The sequence below is a fragment of the Belnapia arida genome, assembly GCF_016773205.1.
Lineage (GTDB): Bacteria > Pseudomonadota > Alphaproteobacteria > Acetobacterales > Acetobacteraceae > Belnapia > Belnapia arida.
This window is the reverse complement of the sequence record NZ_JAETWB010000010.1, coordinates 31693-50443: the sequence shown is the minus strand read 5'-3', so window position 1 is coordinate 50443 and position 18751 is coordinate 31693. Positions and strand designations below refer to the sequence as shown.

20 protein-coding genes are annotated in these 18751 nt (G+C 67.1%); 17 read left to right on the top strand and 3 right to left on the bottom strand.

Annotation, left to right across the window (positions count from 1 at the left end):
- The first annotated feature begins 8 nt into the window (after positions 1-8).
- The 16 genes from sctO to JMJ56_RS18525 all read left to right on the top strand — a co-directional run bounded on the left by sctO (position 9) and on the right by JMJ56_RS18525 (position 12969).
- Positions 9-551, top strand: a complete 543-nt coding sequence (gene sctO / locus JMJ56_RS18600) for a type III secretion system stalk subunit SctO (protein WP_202833274.1) — start codon at positions 9-11, stop codon at positions 549-551.
- Positions 529-1188, top strand: coding sequence for a hypothetical protein (locus JMJ56_RS18595; RefSeq protein ID WP_202833273.1), 660 nt, complete (start codon positions 529-531; stop codon positions 1186-1188). Before sctO ends, JMJ56_RS18595 begins: the two co-directional genes overlap by 23 nt.
- The gene (sctQ, locus tag JMJ56_RS18590; RefSeq protein WP_202833272.1) at positions 1175-2194 is read left to right on the top strand and encodes a type III secretion system cytoplasmic ring protein SctQ; all 1020 of its coding nucleotides are present in this window, start codon (positions 1175-1177) and stop codon (positions 2192-2194) included. Before JMJ56_RS18595 ends, sctQ begins: the two co-directional genes overlap by 14 nt.
- A gap of 10 nt (positions 2195-2204) precedes the next feature.
- Positions 2205-2870, top strand: a complete 666-nt coding sequence (sctR, locus tag JMJ56_RS18585; RefSeq protein ID WP_202833271.1) for a type III secretion system export apparatus subunit SctR — start codon at positions 2205-2207, stop codon at positions 2868-2870.
- Complete coding sequence (sctS, locus tag JMJ56_RS18580; RefSeq protein ID WP_202833270.1) at positions 2867-3130, top strand: type III secretion system export apparatus subunit SctS; 264 nt, start codon at positions 2867-2869, stop codon at positions 3128-3130. Before sctR ends, sctS begins: the two co-directional genes overlap by 4 nt.
- A 34-nt stretch (positions 3131-3164) precedes the next feature.
- The gene (gene sctT, locus JMJ56_RS18575; RefSeq protein WP_202833269.1) at positions 3165-3977 is read left to right on the top strand and encodes a type III secretion system export apparatus subunit SctT; all 813 of its coding nucleotides are present in this window, start codon (positions 3165-3167) and stop codon (positions 3975-3977) included.
- Positions 3974-5014 carry a type III secretion system export apparatus subunit SctU gene (sctU, locus tag JMJ56_RS18570; RefSeq protein ID WP_202833268.1) on the top strand — a complete coding sequence of 347 codons (1041 nt, stop codon included), beginning with the start codon at positions 3974-3976 and terminating at the stop codon, positions 5012-5014. Before sctT ends, sctU begins: the two co-directional genes overlap by 4 nt.
- Positions 5015-5131: 117 nt before the next feature.
- A complete protein-coding gene (gene sctW / locus JMJ56_RS18565; RefSeq protein ID WP_202833267.1) occupies positions 5132-6220 on the top strand; it encodes a type III secretion system gatekeeper subunit SctW in 1089 nt (362 codons plus the stop codon).
- Positions 6217-6585, top strand: coding sequence for a type III secretion system chaperone family protein (locus tag JMJ56_RS18560; RefSeq protein ID WP_202833266.1), 369 nt, complete (start codon positions 6217-6219; stop codon positions 6583-6585). Before sctW ends, JMJ56_RS18560 begins: the two co-directional genes overlap by 4 nt.
- Positions 6582-6974, top strand: coding sequence for a type III secretion apparatus assembly protein SctX (sctX, locus tag JMJ56_RS18555; RefSeq protein ID WP_202833265.1), 393 nt, complete (start codon positions 6582-6584; stop codon positions 6972-6974). The genes JMJ56_RS18560 and sctX overlap by 4 nt, the downstream gene beginning before the upstream one ends.
- Before the next feature lie 40 nt (positions 6975-7014).
- The gene (gene sctY, locus JMJ56_RS18550; protein WP_202833264.1) at positions 7015-7374 is read left to right on the top strand and encodes a type III secretion apparatus assembly chaperone SctY; all 360 of its coding nucleotides are present in this window, start codon (positions 7015-7017) and stop codon (positions 7372-7374) included.
- 3 nt (positions 7375-7377) lie between these two features.
- Entirely contained in the window at positions 7378-9474 is a 2097-nt protein-coding gene (gene sctV / locus JMJ56_RS18545; RefSeq protein WP_202833263.1) for a type III secretion system export apparatus subunit SctV, read from the top strand.
- Between the two features lie 32 nt (positions 9475-9506).
- Positions 9507-10811, top strand: a complete 1305-nt coding sequence (locus JMJ56_RS18540) for an FHA domain-containing protein (RefSeq protein WP_202833262.1) — start codon at positions 9507-9509, stop codon at positions 10809-10811.
- Complete coding sequence (locus JMJ56_RS18535; protein WP_202833261.1) at positions 10801-11046, top strand: EscE/YscE/SsaE family type III secretion system needle protein co-chaperone; 246 nt, start codon at positions 10801-10803, stop codon at positions 11044-11046. The genes JMJ56_RS18540 and JMJ56_RS18535 overlap by 11 nt, the downstream gene beginning before the upstream one ends.
- A 29-nt stretch (positions 11047-11075) precedes the next feature.
- Entirely contained in the window at positions 11076-11312 is a 237-nt protein-coding gene (locus JMJ56_RS18530; RefSeq protein ID WP_202833260.1) for an EscF/YscF/HrpA family type III secretion system needle major subunit, read from the top strand.
- A gap of 316 nt (positions 11313-11628) precedes the next feature.
- A complete protein-coding gene (locus tag JMJ56_RS18525) occupies positions 11629-12969 on the top strand; it encodes a family 16 glycosylhydrolase (protein WP_202833259.1) in 1341 nt (446 codons plus the stop codon).
- A 179-nt stretch (positions 12970-13148) separates the two neighbouring features.
- Here the strand turns inward: JMJ56_RS18525 and JMJ56_RS18520 are convergent, their stop codons facing one another.
- From JMJ56_RS18520 to JMJ56_RS18510, 3 genes are all read right to left on the bottom strand, one after another.
- Positions 13149-13895, bottom strand: a complete 747-nt coding sequence (locus tag JMJ56_RS18520; protein WP_202833258.1) for a calcium-binding protein — start codon at positions 13893-13895, stop codon at positions 13149-13151.
- 408 nt (positions 13896-14303) lie between these two features.
- Entirely contained in the window at positions 14304-16226 is a 1923-nt protein-coding gene (locus JMJ56_RS18515; RefSeq protein WP_202833257.1) for a hypothetical protein, read from the bottom strand.
- Complete coding sequence (locus JMJ56_RS18510; RefSeq protein WP_202833256.1) at positions 16223-16681, bottom strand: type III secretion system chaperone; 459 nt, start codon at positions 16679-16681, stop codon at positions 16223-16225. Before JMJ56_RS18510 ends, JMJ56_RS18515 begins: the two co-directional genes overlap by 4 nt.
- Positions 16682-17655: 974 nt before the next feature.
- Between JMJ56_RS18510 and JMJ56_RS18505 the strand changes: the two genes are divergently transcribed.
- Positions 17656-18636 (top strand): tripartite tricarboxylate transporter substrate binding protein, encoded by a 981-nt coding sequence (locus JMJ56_RS18505; RefSeq protein WP_328702418.1) that lies wholly within the window; start codon positions 17656-17658, stop codon positions 18634-18636.
- The last annotated feature ends 115 nt before the right edge of the window (positions 18637-18751 follow it).

Sequence of the window (18751 nt, the reverse complement as noted above, 5' to 3'; positions counted from 1 at the left end):
GGCGGCGCATGGACAGGGACATCGTCGGCCGCCTGGTCGAGTTGAAGCGTTTCCGTGCCAACCAGGCGGAGGAGGCGCAGCGCAGCGCCCGGCAGGCGGGCATCGCGGCGGTTTCGGCGGCGGAGGCCGCCATCCGGACCGCGGCGCAATGGACCGAGGCCATGCCGGCACGCGCGGCCGCGATCTATGCGCCGCTGATCGGCCGGATCGTGGACCTCGACACGCTGGAGGCCGCGCGGCAGGCGACGCTGGCGCTTCGGGTGAAGGAAGAGGTGCTGTTGCAGCAGGTGGAGGAGGCGCGTGCCCGCCTGCGCGAGGCACAGGCGGCCGAGCGGGCCGCGTCGGCCGCGCTGGCCGAGGCGCGGCGCGGGGTCGAGAAGTTCGTGGAGCTGGTGCGCGTCCTGCGCCAGGGCGCGGCGCGGGAGGCCGCCCGCGAGGAGGATGCCGTGATGGAGGAGGTCACGGCACGGCACGGGGACGACGACCCGGCGGATGGCCTGGACGAGGTTCCAGCGTGGGAGCGGAATGATGGGTACGATCGGGCCTTCTGAGCCTGCCGGCGCTGCCCCTCGTCGCGGTACGGCACCGGGACGCAGGGACGAGCGTGCCGCGCCCCGTGAGGCCGAGGCAGGCGATGCGGAGCGGCTGGCGCGGCTGCTGCGTCGCCACAAGGATGGCAGGGACCAGGGTGGCGAGGATGAGAGCCGCCAGGATCAGCCGCCCCCCTTCGCCATGCCGCCCGGCTCGCTGCCGGGCGAGGCGGTCCTGGCCGGGATGGGCGCGAAGCCGGTCGAGGCGGCGGATGGCGTCGAGAATGCCGCTCGGCGCGAAGCGCTGGCAAAGCTGGTCGACAGCGTCGTGGACCGGGTTCTGGTGAGCGGGCAGGCCGCCGGCACGGCGGTGCTCCACGCCTCGGTGCAGAGCGATGCACTCGGTGGCGCGGTGCAGGTGGAGATCGCGCGCGCCGCGCAGGGGCTGGAGGTGCGGATCGAGGCGCAGGGAATGGATGGCCAGCAATTGCTGCGCGACCGCGGCGCGGAATTGGCGGCCCAACTGGCCGACCGGCTGGGTGAACGCGTGGTCCTGCAGGTACCGGCCGCGACCGGAGGCGAGGGCGCCGGCGCGGAGGATGAGCGCCAACGGCGTTCGCGCGGCTACGAGGCAATGCTGAGCTATGCCGCAGGATAGCAGCCTGCTTGCTGCGTTGCCCGCCTATACGGCGGCAGGCGCCGAGGCGTCCTCCACGGTCGCGCGGCACCTGCCGGCGCGCCTTGCCCTGGGTGGACAGCCGCTGGTGGCCGCGCTGGGCGGGCCGGATTGGCGCGGGGCGCCTGCCGGTTGGCTACGGGTCCTGGCCGATTTCGGGGGACACTCCGTGCTGGCCATGATGGACCCCGCGATATTGCCGCAGGCGTCCGGCCGCTGGGCTCACCTCGCCCCCATCGGCCTGCCGCCGGCGCTGCGCCCGGTGCTGCTGGGCGTGGTGCTCGGGGAGGCGACCGACTTGGCGGAACGCTGGTCTGGGCTGCGCCCGGCATGGCGCGAGGATGACGGGGCAGGGGACCGGCCGCATGTCCTGCTGCTGGCGCGCGAGACCGGCGGTGAGCCCGTTGGATCCCTGTCGCTGGACGACGGCGCCCTGGCCTGGGTGGCATCGCGGATGGACAGGGCGGGTCCGCCCCGCCTGCTGGATCTGGCGGCACTCCCCGTCGAGCTGGCGCTGGTCGTCGCACGGCTCTCCCTGTCGGTTGCGGAGCTGAGCGCGCTTTCGGCAGGCGACGTCGTGCTGATCGAGGCCGAACTCACGGATGGCGAGGGTGGCCTCGCCACGGTCATTCGCCCGGTCGGCCATGCCGGGCTGCTGCGCGGGCGACTCCTTGGCGGGCGGCTCGAGGTCAATGCATGGATCGATGGAAGGCTCAACATGCCCGATGACGCGACCCCCCGGGGCCTGCCTCCACCCTCGCTGGAGGATCTGCCGATGACGGTGGAGTGCGAGGTCGGGCGCCTGACCCTGCCGCTCTCGCGCCTGCGGGAGCTGGCCCCCGGGCAGGTGCTGGACCTCGGCTTCGACGCGACGATGCGTGTCAGCCTGCGCGTGAACGGCCAGGTGATCGGAACCGGCGAGCTGGTGCGCATCGCGGAGCGCACGGGCGTCCGGGTGACCGAACTGCGCCTGGCGCGCGACGGCTGAGGGGGCCGGGATGCAGGACGGCTTGCCCAATCCGGTCTCGCTGATCGTCCTGCTGGGGGCGCTGGCGCTGGTGCCGTTCGTGGCGATCCTGACGACGACCTATCTCAAGCTGGTCGTGGTGATGGGGCTCGTGCGGAACGCGCTGGGCGTGCAGAACGTCCCGCCGAACATGGCACTGAACGGCATCGCCATCGTGCTGACGCTCTACATCATGGCTCCGGTCGGGCACCAGGCCTACGATGCCGTGCGCGACAGGCCGGTTGCCATGTCCGACCTTCAGGCACTGGCCGGGCTGGCGAGCGATGCGGCGGAGCCGTTCCGCGCCTTCCTCGACCGCAATACCAAGCCCGCCGACCGCATCTTCTTCGTCAACACGGCGCAGCGCCTCTGGCCGCCGGAGCTTGCCGTCGGCGTGACCGACCGGGATTTCCTCGTGCTCGTGCCCGCCTTCACCACCGCGGAGCTGACGGCGGCCTTCCGCATCGGCTTCCTGCTGTTCCTGCCGTTCATCGTGGTGGATCTCGTCGTCTCCAACATCCTGTTGGCGATGGGGATGAACATGGTCTCCCCAATGACGATCTCCCTGCCGTTCAAGCTCTTCCTGTTCGTCGTGGTGAACGGGTGGGAGGCCCTGATCCAGGGGCTTGTGCTCTCCTATGCGAGGACGATGGGATGACGAATGCCGAGGTCGTCCGGCTCGCAACCGATGCCCTGCTGCTGGTGCTGACGCTCAGCGCCCCCGCCATCATCGTCGCCACCGTCGTCGGCCTGCTTGTCAGCCTGATCCAGGCCATCACCCAGATCCAGGAACAGACGCTTTCCTTTGCGGCCAAGCTCGCCTGCGTGAGCGTCGTTCTGGTGGGCACCGCGGGGTGGCTGGGAAGTGCGCTGTACCGCTACACCGAACGCCTCTTCGCAAGCATCCCCCATGCGTGAGCGCGGCGCTGCTCCGTTGGGGAGGACCTAGCCCGTGGCAAGCCTGCCCGGAATCGAGGATGCCATCGCGCGCCTTGGGCCGCTGCTGGTCGTCCTTTTCCTCGGTGTCGCGCGCACGACGACGATGCTCATGGTCACGCCCTTCCTCGGCCGTGGCGTGCTGACGGGCGTCGCGCGCAACGGGGTCGTCCTGGGGCTGACCCTGCCGGTGCTGCCGCGGCTCGAGGCCGCCCTGCCGCCCGGCCTCGACACCGGGGATGTCTGGCTGATCGCCGCACTCGCGGTGAAGGAATCCGTCATCGGGCTGCTGCTCGGGCTGCCGCTCGCGGTGCTTTCCTGGGGCATCGAAACCGCTGGGGTCCTGATCGACAACCAGCGCGGCTCGACCTCTGCCAGCTCACTCGACCCGGCAACGGGCAATCAAGCCTCGCCGACCGGCATCATGCTCGCCCAGCTCTATACGGTCTGGCTCTTCGTGAGCGGTGGCTTCCTGGCCCTGCTCGACCTTCTCTACCGGTCGCACCTCGTCTGGCCCGCCTGGCAGTTCCTGCCAGCCCTCGGCGCGGAATTTCCCCGCCATATGCTGGGGATGCTGGACAGCGTGATGATGCTGGCGCTGCTCATGGCAGGCCCCGCGATCGCCGTGATGTTCCTCAGCGAGGCAGGGCTGGCCCTGGTAAGCCGCTTCGCCCCGCAGCTGCAGGTCTTCTTCCTCGCTATGCCGGTAAAGAGCGCAGTCGGCTTGCTGGCGCTGGCGCTGTCCCTTGGCATCCTGATGGAGGAGGCGACACGTCGCCTCGGCGATAGCGAGGCCGTCCTCGGCGTCGTCGGAGGATGGCTGCGATGAGCGAGAAGACCGAACAGCCAACGGCCAAGCGGCTGCGCGACGCCCGCAAGAAGGGCGAGGTGCCGTTCAGCAAGGAGCTGTCCTCCTCCCTGCTGATCCTGCTGTTCTTCACCCTGCTGGCGGTGACGCTGCCCGGGATGACGCAGCGGATGCAGATCATGCTGACGATGCCGCTTCCGTTCCTGGACATGCCGCCGAGCATCGCGGCCGACCGCGTGCTGCACGGGCTGCTCGAACAGATGGTGACGCTGTTGCTGCCCTTCCTCCTGATCTGCGTGGTGGGCGGAGCGGCGGGCAGCCTGCTGCAGTTCGGCCTGCTGCTCTCGGGTGAGCATGCAAAGCCCTCGCTCAAGAAGCTCAATCCGGCGCAGTACTTCAAGAAGACCTTCGGGCTGCAGAACCTCGTGGAGTTCGGCAAGTCCCTTCTCAAGATCGCCGTCCTCAGCGCCATCGTGTGGCACATCGTGACCGGGGGGATGCAGGCCCTGGTGTACCTGCCCGCCTGCGGGCTGGATTGCCTGCGGCGCTATGTGGGCGACATGCTGTACTTGCTGATGGTCTGGGCGGCGGCCCCATTCATCATAATCGCCGCTGCCGATTTTGCTTATCAGCGGTACAGCTTCACCAAGAAGCACAAGATGTCGAAGGACGAGGTCAAGCGCGAGTACAAGGAAAGCGAGGGCGACCCGCAGGTGAAGGGGATGCGCAAGCAGCTGCACCAGCAGATGCTGGCGGAGGGCAAGATAGACCGGGCGCGGAAGGCGACCATGCTCGTCACCAACCCGACCCATGTCGCGGTCGCGGTGGTCTATGAGGAGCAAACGACGCCGCTTCCGGTGGTCACCGCCATGGGCACCGATCTGGTCGCCCGGCGGATGATCGAGGCCGCGCACGCGGCCGGCGTGCCGGTCATGCAGGACGTGCCGCTCGCCCGGGCCCTGCTAGAGCAGGCCATGGTCGAGCAGTACATCCCGTCGGACCTGATCGAGCCATTCGCGGAGGTCCTCCGCGCCTTGCAAAGCCTGTCACGCGAATGAATGCCGCCCCCGCCCCCGGCGGCCCCACCCTGTTGCGAGGAGGATGTGCCCGTGGTTGACCAGGTGAGCACCTCACGCTCCGGTCCGGATGCGGGCCTGCAGCGGGATGCGCCGGCCGTGCCTGCACCTGTCGGAATCTGGAACGGCGAGGCCGTGACGGTCGACGGAGAGGAGGAGCCCAGCTTCGCCGAGGAGGTGATGGCAGACGCGGATGGAGACGGCGTGGAAGACTTCGAGGAGAAGGAGATCTGGGACCGAGAAGTCTCGGAGTCCCTCGAGGAGTGCGAGGGCGAGGGCGTGCAGGCCATCCAGCAGGCCCCCGAGTACATGAGCAGGCTGCCGGAGTTCAATCCACGCGCCCTCGGCCTGTTCATGGCGGCCGTGGCGGAACGCGAGCATCGTGGGCGTCACGGACAGCACGGCTCGGCGGAGGACCTCGTCCAGCGGGCGCGCTCGTCCTTCGCCGAACCGGCGCATGCCTTCGCGGCGCTGGACGCCGCAGCCAAGCACATGCGTGCCAGGGGTGCGAATGGCCTGGCCGACCGGCTGGCCCAGGCGCGTGACCTCCTCGAGGCACGCGAAGGGGCTGCGATCCGGGCGGGGCTGAACACTTCCGCCGCCGCCTTCGAATTCTCCGCCGGCGATCAGAAGGCGGCCTCGGCGTTGCGCAGCCTCTACCGCGACACGGTCTTTTCAGCCGCCTCGCCGGCAGGGGTCTATGGCAGCATCCTCAAGCAGTTCGGGGTCGAGGGCTTCACCGACCGCTTGCGCTTCCTCACCCGCGCGGTCGGGAACGACCTCGCATCCGCCGGTCCGTCCATCGCCCCTGCGCGGCTGCGGGAAGTGCTGGACGAGCTGTCGACGCTCCATGTCCTGAGCACCGTGCACGACCGGTGCCGGGAGATGGGCCGGCGCCTTGGCAAGCTGCATATCGGCACGCCGACGCCGACGGCAATCATGGAACACCTGCTGCCGGTGGCGACCGACCCGGCGCCGAACCCCGCCAGGCTCGTCTCGATGCCGCTGCAACTGGGCATTCCTCCAGACCGCGCCGATGCGCAGATCGTCTTCATGAGGGAAGCGCGCGAGGTGCTGGCCCTGATGCCGGTCTCCGTGTTCCGGGATGGGGAGGCCCGCTTCGCGGTGCTGGGCGGGATGCAGCAGGCGCTCGATACGCTCGCCGAGCGCGAGGACGCAGGCGCATGAGCGCTCAAGCGGGCATCCGGGCTTTTTGCGAGGGGCTGGGCGTTGCGATGCCGCGCACCATGCCCGTCGTGCTTCGCTTCGAGCGTGCGGGCCGCCTCCTCATTGCCGAAGACCGAGGGGGCCTGACGCTGCTGCTGGAGCGGGACCTGCCTGCATGGCGAACCGGTGTCCTCGCGGCCGCGCTGCGTGCCGTGCATCCGGCGCGCGGCGTGCCGCGCCCGGTTCACATACGGTGCCGCAGCCATCGCAGCCTGCTGCTCAGCCTGCATCTTGCCGCGGAGGAGGTGGATACCCCGATGCTGGACGGTTGCCTGCGGCTGCTGAACCGGCTGGCCGACGAGGCGGAGGCAGGGGCTCAGCCATGACGCAAGGTGTGGACGAGCGATTCCCCGCCTTCAACATCGGCCTCGTCTCGGTCCGCCGGGCGCTGCCCGCCGCGCGGCTTCCCGAGGAGGGATCGGCACCTGCCCTGGACACCCAATCCGTCGTCCATCTCGACGCATTGTTCGGCGCAAAGGGCGTGGATGAGCTGCTCGACGCCGCTTCGGTTCCGACCCTGACCGATGCGCGGGCCGTGGACCCGGCCCATTACCACGAGGCCCTGGACCGCGCGCGGGCGCTGATGCGCGACCTTGCGAATCGCCATGCCGGCGTACAACGCCGGGTCTTTTCGGAGGCCCGGGCCGTGCTGGAGTCCGTGGAGGCCGACAGTCGAGTGCTGGATGAAGCCTGCCGGAGCCTTCTTCGTGGATAGCCGTCTGCCCGACAACGGGCCAGCGCCTCGATTGGCGCCGATGGAGCCCCTCCTGCGCGATGCGGTTGCCGTACTGGCACATGTGCTCCTGCGCTTCGACCGCGCGGAGGAAGCCAGGGCACTCCTGGCCGCGCTGATCGAGCTGGATGCCGATCCTGCCTGGGCACGGCAGGCGCACTGCCTCGCGCTGCTCCGGGCCGGGCGGTCGGAGGACGCTGTCGCGGCAGCGGAAGGCATCCTGACGGACTGGCCGTCCGGGCCGGCGGCGGCGCCCATGCTGCACGTCGCGGCCAAGGCGGCGTGGCGGCTTGGGCAGGTGGAAAAGGCGCGTGCCTATGCCGAGACCGCCCAGTCGGCCGCCTCGATCGGCCTGCGTCCCGGCACGGCGAGGAGACGTTAGGTGATGGCCCTGCTCCGCAAGCTGCTGGCGCTCCTGGCCGGCCGCAGCGACCTCGTCCTCGCGCTGATGCTGATCGCAGTCATCTTCATGATGATCATCCCGCTTCCGCCGGCGATCATGGACGTATTGCAGGCCATCAACCTTGGTATCTCGGCCATCCTCCTCATGGTGGCCGTCTACATACGGTCGCCGCTCTCCTTCGTATCCTTTCCGTCGCTTCTCCTGCTCACCACCTTGTTTCGTCTGTCGCTCGGCGTGGCGTCCACGCGGTTGATCCTGCTGGAAGCGAATGCCGGCGACATCATCCTCACCTTCGGCAATTTCGTCGTCGCTGGAAATTTGGTGGTCGGAGCGGTCATCTTCCTGATCATCACCATCGTCCAGTTCGTAGTCATCACGAAGGGATCCGAGCGCGTCGCCGAAGTCGCGGCCCGTTTCTCGCTCGACGCCATGCCGGGCAAGCAGATGAGCATCGACGGCGACATGCGGGCCGGCACGATCGACATGGCCGAGGCACGGCGCCGCCGCAGCGGGGTCGAGAAGGAGAGCCAGCTCTACGGTGCCATGGATGGGGCGATGAAGTTCGTGAAGGGCGATGCGATCGCAAGCCTGATCGCCATCGCGGTGAACCTTATCGGCGGTCTGGCCATCGGCACGATGCAGCGCGGCATGCCGGTCGGCGAAGCGCTGGAGACCTACGCCATCCTCACGATCGGCGACGGCATGGTGGGCCAGATTCCAGCACTGTTCACCTCCATCACCGCCGGGCTGATCGTCACGCGGGTGACGGATGAGAGTGCAGGCGATTCCAATCTCGGCAGCGAGATCGGAAGCGAGGTCACCGCACAGCCCCGCGCGCTGATGGTGGGCGCGGTGGTCCTGGTGCTCTTCGCAGGCGTACCGGGTTTCCCGGCGGTGGTGTTCCTCGGGCTTGCCGCTGCCGCCGGCGGCAGCGGCTACATGCTGCACCGCGGTCGGACGCGGCCAGCGCCGGCGCAGGGCGGGTTCTCCGCACTGACGATGCCCGCATCGGCCTCGGCGCGCGAAAACGAGTCGAAACAGGCTTCCGCAGATGTGGACGACTTCTCCCTGACGGTTCCACTGATGGTCGATGTGGCGCCGGACATCGAAACAGCCATGCAGGCCGAGACGCTGAATGCCGAGCTGGCAAGGGTGAGACATGCACTGTATTTCGACCTCGGCGTACCCTTTCCGGGCATCCTGCTGCGGATCAACCCGGCCTTGAAGGACGGCAGCTACAGCATCCTCATCCATGAAGTCCCTTGCGGGGAGGGCCGCGTGCGTCCGGGGCGTCTGCTCGCGCGAGACAGCGCGGAGAACCTTGGCATAGCGGGCGTACCCTTCGAGGACGACAAGCCATTCCTGCCGCTGATCGAAACCCGCTGGGTCGATGCAGCGCGGGTCGACACGCTGAGGGCGGCGGGGGTCGCCTATATGGAGCCGCCGCAGATCCTCAGCTATCACATCGCGCATGTGCTGCGTCGCTACGCCGACGAGTTCCTGGGCCTGCAGGAGACGCGCTTCCTGTTGACACGGATGGAGGATCGCTTCCCGGAACTGGTGAAGGAAGTGCAGCGCATCGTGCCGCTTCAGCGGATTGCGGAAATCCTCCAGCGGCTGGTGTCCGAGGGCGTGTCGGTGCGGAACATGCGTGCCATCCTTTCTGCCCTTATCGAATGGGGACAGAAGGAAAAGGACACCGTCCTGCTGACGGAGTATGTGCGCGGCGCCCTGAAGCGGCAGATCTGCTACCGTCATTCCAGCGGGCTCAACATCATCCCGGCCTACGTCGTCACGCCGGAGCTTGAGGATACGCTGCGCAACGCGATCCGCCAGACAAGCTCCGGCTCCTACCTCGCACTCGACCCCCAGATCACCCGCCAGATCGTGGAGAAGGTGCGTCGCGCTATGGGAGACGTGGCACGGCAGACGAGCAAGCCGGTTCTCCTGACCTCCATGGACGTGCGCCGCTACCTCCGGCGCATCGTCGAGGGAGAATGCCGTGACCTGCCCGTGTTGTCCTATCAGGAACTGACGCCGGAGATTACCGTACAACCACTGGCGAGGGTTTCGTTGTGAGCACCTTGCGGCAACAGGCACCGGAGCGGCTGGTGCTGCATGTTCTGGACGGTCCGAGCAAAGGGGGGGAGATCGTGCTTGCCGAAGGCGAGTGGCTGGTCGGATCGGGACCCGAGGCAGACGTCACCTTCGTCGAGCCCATGCTGGCGCCGGCGCATCTCCGCATCAGGCTCGTGGAGGGAGCGGTCTTCATCGCTGCATTGGGCGACGACGTGTTGGTAGGTGGGGTACCGCTTACGGCAGGTGAGGAGCGTACGCTCGCGGCATTGACGCCGGTGAAAGTCGGCGCAACCAGCTTCGCACTGGGACCTTGCGAGGCGGACTGGAACAGCATCGCGCTCAATGCGCCGACGCAGGTTCTGCTTGCCTCCGCCGGCGAGGACACCATGCAGGCCATGGCGAGAGAAACCCCTTCGCCCGAACGCCTGTCCCGCCGCGCGCCGTGGCTTGCCGCAGCGGCGGCCGTCCTGGTAACAGCCGGTGCCGCGGCTCGGTGGGCATTGGCGCCGGTGCCGCCCCCCCCAGCAGCGCCCACCGCATCGCCGGTCGAACGGACGCGAACAGTCCTGGCATCGCTGGAAATGAGCGGTACGGTGGCAGCAGCGGCGAGTGGGGATCGCGTGGCGGTCACCGGGCAGGTCGCGTCGGACGAACAGGTGGCACGGCTGGTGGCGGCGCTGCGGTGGGCAGGGGTGGCCGCCGACGTGTCCGTCATCACCGATGCCATGCTGGCGGAATCCATCTTGACGGTGGTTCGCTCCTTCACGCCCGACGCAAGCGTACAGGTGGTCGGCCCCGGACATGTCGAGTTGGACGGGTTCATGCCGGGCGGCGACGATGCGGTCGAGAGCATGATACGGCAGCTGCGCACGGATGTGCCCGGATTGCGCCAAGCGGTCGATCGGATGGTGACGCCGGCCCGTGCGCGCGCGGCGCTCGAGCAGGCGCTTCCGGCCAACGGCATCGTTGCCGGAGTTCAGATCTCCGCCACCTCACGTGGATTCCGTGTCGTCGGCGAAGGCTCACCCGAAGGAATCGCACGCTGGCCGGATGTCGCGCGGGAGTTCGAAGCGCGCTTCGGGCATTGGCTTCAGTTGGAAGCGGAGTTGCTGCCTACCGCCACGGTGGAGCCAAGCGGTGTCAAGCTGGGGCATGAGCCTTACCTCGTCATGGGCGACGGCCAGCGCCTCGGCATAGGTGACCGCATCGGCGAGGCCTGGCGGATCACGGCAATCGAAGCACGCAAGCTGCGCGCCGCATCCGCGGCCGGGGAAATCGAGCTTCCCTACGCCAGGCCGCCGAATTGGGTAATGGAGGATGGAACAAATGAGCGCTGAGACGGACTTAACCGAACTGCAAGGCCGTCTGCGCGGCGATGCGGACGGTGCGGAAAGACGTCATGCCGAGCAGGTGCTGGCAAAGTTGCGCGAGAATGTGCAACGACAGCTGGCGGCAGGCGCAGCGCCCGCTGAGTACCGCGAATTGCTGGCGGTGTCCGAGGCGGTCGAAGCGGCCGGTCAGGTTCTGCAGACCGCTTGGCAGCACTACGGTGAGTCAAAGGCGGCAAGGTGAGAGCAACCAGTTGAGGAAGGGTGATATCGATGTCTGGAATCGGGAATTTCGACTACCAGTCGGTGGCTGATACGGCTGGCCGTGCGACGGATAACTACCAGAACCAGCTGAACTCCTTCACCAAGACGATGGATTCGACCAACTCGGCCGACATGGTCAAGCTTCAGGCGATGACCAACCAGTGGTCGCTTGCCATCAATCTGCAGTCCACCATGATCAAGACGATTGGCGATGCCTTGAAAGGCGTCGTGCAGAAGATCGGTTGATGCGGCTGCAGGAAGGCCCTGCCACATGGGCGGCATAGGCTCTCCTCCCGCCGTCGCTTCGTGTGACGGCGGCGTACCGCCTCATGCCATGAGCCTCGTCGGCAGTCCTGCGTCTTCTTGGAGTTCCATAACATTCCACAGCGCTCGCCTTGAGCGCTGCCGCAGGCGCCGTCATTGTCTTCATGGCCACCTGAGCTCGCTGCGCCAGAACCTGACGGCGATGCTGCACGTACCGCCTTGCCTGTGCAGCAACGCATTGCGCATGACAGCCTGAGCTGGCCGCGGGTAGCAGAACCGCCGGGAGGAGACACTGGACATGCAGCAGATTTCCTCGACACGCAGCATATTCAGAGACGATTTCAACACTGACGGATCGCTGAGCGCCGCGGATTGGAGCTTTCCGACTGGCGATCCGTCCTTCCTGGGCAATACCCAGATCCGCGCCAGCCTTCCTGTCGCACAGGGCGGAAACGCCATCCTGCGCCTCGACACCCACAATCCGACCGGAAGGCCCGACCAGCCGACCTATTTCGGAACCGCCGGCTTCACGAAGGAGGCCTTCGGCTTCGACACCAGCAACAGTCCCAATGGAATCGCTTTCGAGGCGCGCGCCCGCCTTGGCCCGAACGACGCGGACGGACGGCCTGCCAACCCGTCCGGCCTCATCGCCGGGATATTCCCGTTCGTGGCACTGCCTAATGGCCGGCACGACGAGATCGATGTCGAGTGGATCCCCAAGCGCAGTCAGGATCCGTCCGATCCGAACCTTATCCAGACCAATGTCTATCAGGACGACCCGTACGACGACGGCGTCTTCCAGATTGATCCCGTTCCTGATAGCGGCAATCTCAGCGAATTCCACGTCTACAGGATTGAATGGCTGCCGAACCAGGTTCGCTGGCTCGTCGATGGTACGCTGATCCGAACGGAGACGGGTGTCGTTCCCACCCAGCCCATGCAGTTGTGGATGAACATCTGGGGGCCACCAAGCAGCTGGTCGCAAGTTTCCGATTACGGCAACCTGCCGCCCGTCTCTCAGGCCACGCAAAATCAGACGCGGCTGCTGGAGGTGGATTATGTCAGCGTCGAGGCGCTTTCGGCCTTCGTCGGGACAGGTTCCTCTGACCGGCTGGTCGGCACGTCGCTCAACGACCACGTCCGCGGTCTCTCGGGCAGCGACCGAATCCTGGGCCGTGATGGCAACGATTCCCTCGATGGCGGCTATGGCGATGACCGCTTGTTGGGTGGTGGGGGCGCAGATCGGCTGTTGGGTCAACAGGGTGCTGACACCCTTCGCGGTGGCAACGGCGACGATCACCTGGATGGGGGCAGCGGCGCGGACCAGGTGATCGGTGGACGAGGTGCCGACACGCTGACAGGCGGCAGGGACCACGATCATGACCTGTTGACCGGCAGTGCCGGTGCCGACCGGTTCGTCTTCGGCGGCGCTATAGGTCGTGACGTCGTGACGGACTTCACCCCGGGCGAGGACCGCATCGACCTGACGGCGACGAATATCCACAGCTTCGCCAGCCTGGCCAGCGTGGCGCGACAGGCGGGCCCAGACCTCTTGCTGCGTGTCGCTCCCGGTGAAGTCATCGTGCTGAGGGACGTGCAGCTCGATGCCCTCTCTGGTTGTGACTTCCTCTTCGCCTGAAGGGCGCTTCGCAGGGCAGGAATGGACAGACGCGACTTGTCTGAGCCCAGAGGTGTTGCCAGCGTCGTCCGGCCAGGGAACCTCCCTGGCCGGAGCAGTCTAGCTAATGGGCCATCGGCTTGGTGCCAGTATCCTGCCTGAGATGCTGCAGCCACCGGGTCAGCATCGGGGTCGAAGACCTACACAAACCAATGTCCCGTGGCGGCGAAGTTGGCCAGAACCTGCGCCGCCAGGGCATTCCAGTCGACCTCTTCGGTCGGGGGCGCGCTGCAGCCAGTGCCGCTTCGGTCCTCGAGACCGGGAGCGAAGTCGGCGATGGTAAGGACGTAGGCCTTGCCGCCGAGATCGATCTCGCCCGTTTGTGCGGTGGCGACGTTGGAGGAGGTCGGGGCCTTGAACTGCACGGCAGTCGTGTCGCCCTGGTCCTCGTAGCGTACCTGCAAGACGTTCTCATCGGTGAACGGCTTGGTGCCCAGGAACACCCCGGTATTGGGCTCTAGCATGTAGCCATTGAGGTCGATGGTGTCTCCGCTGGCTTGGTCGAAGTCTATGATCAGGTCGTTGTTGCCCTGGAAATCGGTCGTATCGAGGGTCGGCAATCGTGCCTGCGGCACCCATCCGAAGCTGAAGGTGTCGATGCCACTGGTCGTGAAGCTGCCACCCCCCGTCATCGTGTCGGCCGAAGCACCGCCCCAGATCGTATCCGGCCCTTCCCGCCCGAATATCAGATCCTTGCCAGTGCCGGAGTCTTCGCCGCCGGTGACGAGGCTGTCGCCGTAAATCAGGACCTCCTGGCCAGCACTCAGGATGGTGTCGTCACCGCCAAAGCCGATGATCGTGTCGTTGTTGCCGTAGGAAATGATGTTGTCGTCATCGGCGGTGCCGCTCACGATGACGTCGCTGACGTAGTTGAAAACACCGGCCATTCCCTGGTCTCCTCTTCATGCATTGCCATTGTGCTTGTCGGATGACGCTGATCGGCGGGATTCTGGACCCTGTCAGCGCCGACGGTGATCAGGATTGCGAAGGCAGGTGGCGTCACGGCACCTATAGTCGCATCATTGCGGCGGGTGAGGGACGATATCCGCCTCCAACCAACAGCTATATGCCTATGCTTCTCGCCTTTGCCGAAGCTTGCTCAATCCGGCGGACTCTTCCTCGTCCGCAGCGCCGATCATTGGCAATATCGTCTGTACGCACCAGGGAAATTCAGGGAATTCCACATCGCCGACGGGTATCACGTACCAAACTTTCCAAGTTCGATGGTGCGTCTTGTCCAGCTGCGGTGCAGCACAGCTGCTGGCATCGTCGTGCTAATGCTCGTCGTTCGTGCCCTACAAAGGCTTCGGCCAATGAGGAGCAAGGCGTTCGTGTGCAATAGCACCCATCAAGGCCTTGCCCGCTGGATGGTCGGCAGGCAAACGCTCCACTTCGGCCTGCAGCGAGTCGAGAGCCTTCCTCGGCGAGGCCATGACCTCCTGGCCTGACCGCAGGAAGCTCTCCACGAACGCTGCCGCCTGCTCCTCGACCGAAAAGCCTTCGCGGCTGATACCGGCTTCCAATGTGGAGCGGGTCACACTCAGGAGGCTTTCGGCTCTCATCTGCATGACAGTCAGCCTCACGTCACCCTTGGCCTTCTCGTAGTAGTCGTCCTCGGTGCCTGGGGGACGGTGGTCTTCCATCGTTCCCGTGAGCCGCTTGCCAAGCTCCTTCAGGGCGCTGTGCCGCTCCATCTCTGTTCTCGGCGGAGGAGATTGGGAGCGCAGTGCCTGGTCCACCTCGGCCCTGACATCCGCTCCTTGTGCCGAAGCGGCATGTAGCATGGCCACCCGCTCGACGAGGCCAGCACCTCGCCAATCCACCTTTTCGGCGTGTACCAGCGCCGCTTCGAACTGGTCCTGAATGGCCTTCGGCAGACGCGTCTCCGCCCGCAAGGCCGTCCGCAGCTCGGCGAGGATCTTCAAAGGTCGTGCTTGGGGGTTCTCGATGCACATCGCAGCGACGTGCTGCCTGACAATGCCGGTCGCCTCCGCAGGCTTGAGTTTGCCGCGGATGGCACGCGCCAAGGTACCAGCCACCAATTGCTCTGCCCGCGACTCCTCGGGCCGTGACGCTGCCACTAAGCCGTCCACTGCCGTCGCCGCCCGTCGCTGCCCGCCTTTGCTGGAATCCTTGCTTATGGTTACTTCGTAGATGTCGTTGTCACGGCTATCGGACAGTGGGCCGAGGACACTGGCGAAGCCGCCTACGATCTTCAACGCAGTCCTTTGCGCAATGCCAAGACGTTGTCTGGCATTCGTTGTCAGGTCTTGGTTCTTGGCGTCGTCGATGGCTTTGTACAGGTTGCGCAACGGGGAATTCTCCGCCAGCGCGTTGCGCTGCGCCGCCCTTGCCTGCTCCCGGGACAAGCCTGAGAATGCCTGAATGACCGCGGCATCGATGATGCTTTCCACGTCATCGGTGCCGCCCTCCAGCAGTCCGTCGGCATCGTGCATGGCTGCAAAGGTTTCCGACACCTTGCCGAGTCGATCGGCCAGCCGGCCCTCATCCTTGCCAAGGCACATGTCGATGATCGTGTCGCGGATGGCCCGGTGGAAGTCCGCTCGTGCCTTCTGCGCCCTGTCGAGGCTGCCGGCGCCATCGAGTTCGACCACGTCGCGGAGCACCGCCCGCGCCGTTTTTGCAAGCGCTTCGCGCGTCAGCAGCGCCGTTCCGAAGACGGTCGCGGTTTTTGCCTCCAGGATGAAACGGCTCTCGAATGCCTTCCATGCTGCGGGCGTTAGGGAGGCGAGATCGACCGGCGGCTGCAGCGCGCGGGCCACCGCCTGTAACTGGGGCGAGGCCTGCTGACCAGCGGCCGGCGCCTTGTACGGCTTGATCTTGGCCACGTTCTCCATGCGATAGAACCGCATGTCGGCCTTGGCGTGTTGCACCGCATCCATCACATGCTGGCCGGTGAGTTTCTGCGTGCCCGGCTTGATGCCTGCCCTGACCAGGGCAGCGTCCGCTAGGTCTGCGCCGAAGCGATCTACGAGGGCGGCGCGGAAGCCGGCGACCGCATTCTGCTGGCGCTGCGCCTTGGTTGCATCGGCCTGGACGAAGCCGAGCGCCTCGCCAAGGTTCCGGAAGGCAGCAACGACACGCCCACCGAATGTCCCGCGGTTGGTGATGTCGCCGGGCGTTGTTGCGCTTTCGCGTATGTTTCCTTCGCGGCTGAGCTTCGCCTGCTGGACATACTGGTTGATGGAGACGCTCATCCCCTGATGCTCCCGGCGCCGAAGCCCAGGGGAGGTGAGGCAGGCATGGGCATTTCCTCATCGGCCGGTGCGGAGAAGCGCGCGGTACAGGACTCGGCCAGGTCGATCAGGATGTCGAGGACAGGCAACAGCCCGTGTTCGAGGTCCGTCGAGGTGCAACGCCGCTGGATGACCAGGGCGCCCGTTTGCGGCTCGAGCGCGAAGACTGCGCCCGCCGCGGCGTCCCAGGCAAAATTCTCCGCCATGAGCATGCGCAGCTCGCTGTCCTTCGGCTCCAGGTCGAGGCAGATCATCACGTCCAGGGTGCGGCCGTTGGCGTTCCACCCGATCGTGGGGATGAGGCCGCCATCGCTCACCGCCAGGATGCAGAGCCCGTCCTCGTCCAGGATAAGCGTCCCGATGCCGAGGGCTTCGCCCAACTGGGTGACATGAGCCGCGCATTCGTCACGTGTCATAGATCTCTCCAGGGCCAGATGCCTCTGGCCACGATCCTGCTCGGGTGGCTGCACAGCGCGGCTTGGCGGGTCCCGCGCGAGACGGAGTTCTCACAGGGTAGGCGGCATGGCACCGAAGCGAGCGGCAGCAGGTAATCCAGGGCTTGAAATGAAGCACGCCATCCCTGCCGGCACCCCGGAATTCTCCGGAGTGTTCTGGAACTTCCATGGGCAGCGCCGCTGGATTGCTGCCGGGCGCGGCGGCAGCACGTTTGCAGGCCGCCAATGGGAGTAACCAAAGGTGGGTGCTTTGCTCCTCAGCAATAGCGCGGGACGGCGAGATCGCCGTCGAGCGCGGCAGAGTCGGATCGGATGATGCCCATACTCTTCGGCACCGGAGAATGCCTGTCCCTGGCGGAGGCCCCCGCGCGTCCGGTCGAAGGGCACGTAGCCCAGCACGGGGCGAGGTATTCGGAGAACCGTGTGGCGCATGCCCGTGCCGCAACAGCGGGGGCACGGTTTCGGTACCGGCCATTGACTGCTGTGGCGAAGGATCCGCCCAGGTCGTCGTGCCAGGCCGCGTCCGTGCAAAACCTTGGGGCAGCCGAGCACGCGCTCGACGGCGTTGCGCGCGAGGATCAGTCGGCGGATGGTTCGGACGAATGGATCGCGGTGTGGGGCTTTGCCGTACCAGGCTCATCCAGGCGGAGGCAACCAGGCGGGAACCCCGTCGGCACCACGATCCGGCGGATTTCCGTGGCGCCAAGCGGGCGGCGCCGAACCCGCCGCCCGCTTTGCCGCTCGGCCGGCCTTTCTGTTTCCTTTGACACGGCCTCCGCCACGGCGCTGAGTTCCCGCACAAGAAGGAAGCCGCCGAGGCATCCGGCCCTGCCGCGATGCCATTCCTGGCGACTTGGGAGGAAAGACGGATGCCGATACGCGATGGCCGGCCATGCGGGCCTGCGACGACCAGGAAGCCGCAAGCCGGGCCGCTCGTGACCCATCGCCGCGGCCTGCTGGCGGCGCCCGCCCTGGCCCTGGCGCTGCGCCCGCCGCGGGCCGGCGCCCAGGGGCGCTACCCGTCCCGTCCCATCCAGCTCTTGGTGCCCTGGGCAGCCGGCGGTGGCACGGACGCCGTCGCGCGCATGGTCGCCGCCCTGCTCGAGCGCGATCTCGGCCAACCCATCGTCGTGGTCAACCGCACCGGCGGCCAGGGCGTCGTCGGCCATGCCGCCATCGCCGGCGCGGCGCCCGATGGCCACACCATCGGCATGCTGACGCTCGAGATCGCCATGATGCACTGGGTTGGCCTGACCGAGATCACTCCGCGCAGCTACACGCCGATCGCGCTGCTGAACCAGGATCCGGCGGCGGTGCTGGTCAATGCCACCTCGCCGCATGCCGACATCCGCGCGCTGGCCGAGGCGCTGCGCGCGGCCCCGCCGCGGCGGATCAAGGGCAGCGGCTCCGGCCGCGGCGGCAGCTGGCACCTGGCGCTCGTCGGCTGGCTGCGCGCCATGGGACTCGGCGCCGAGCACGTGCTCTGGGTTCCGGTCGAGGGCGCCGCGCTGGGCATGCAGGAACTCGCGGCAGGCGGCATCGACCTCGCGGCCTGCTCCCTGCCGGAGGGCCGGAGCATGGTCGATGCCCGGCGCGTCCGGCCCCTCGTGGTCATGGCGGCCGAGCGCAACGCGGCCTTCCCCGAGGTGCCGACGCTGAAGGAGGCGCTCGGCATCGACTACGCAGCGGGGCTCTGGCGGGGCATCGCCGGCCCCCTGGGCCTGCCGGCCGAGGTCAGGCAGGTTCTCGGCGCCGCGCTCGACCGCGTCTACCGCTCGGAGGAATTCCAGGCCTTCATGACGACCCGCGGCTTCGGGATGAGCTTCGCCGATGCCGCGGGCTTCGCCGCCTTCATGGACCGGTCCGACGCGGCGATGGGCCAGGCGCTGCGGGATGTGGGCCTGGCGAAGGGCTGACCGGAGCGGCGGGGGGAGGGGAGGCGGCCTCCTCCGCGCCTGCCGGCGGCGCAGCCGGCTCCGCCCTGACCGTCAAGCCGGCGAATTCGCGCCGAACCTCGCAGATCCAGCACAT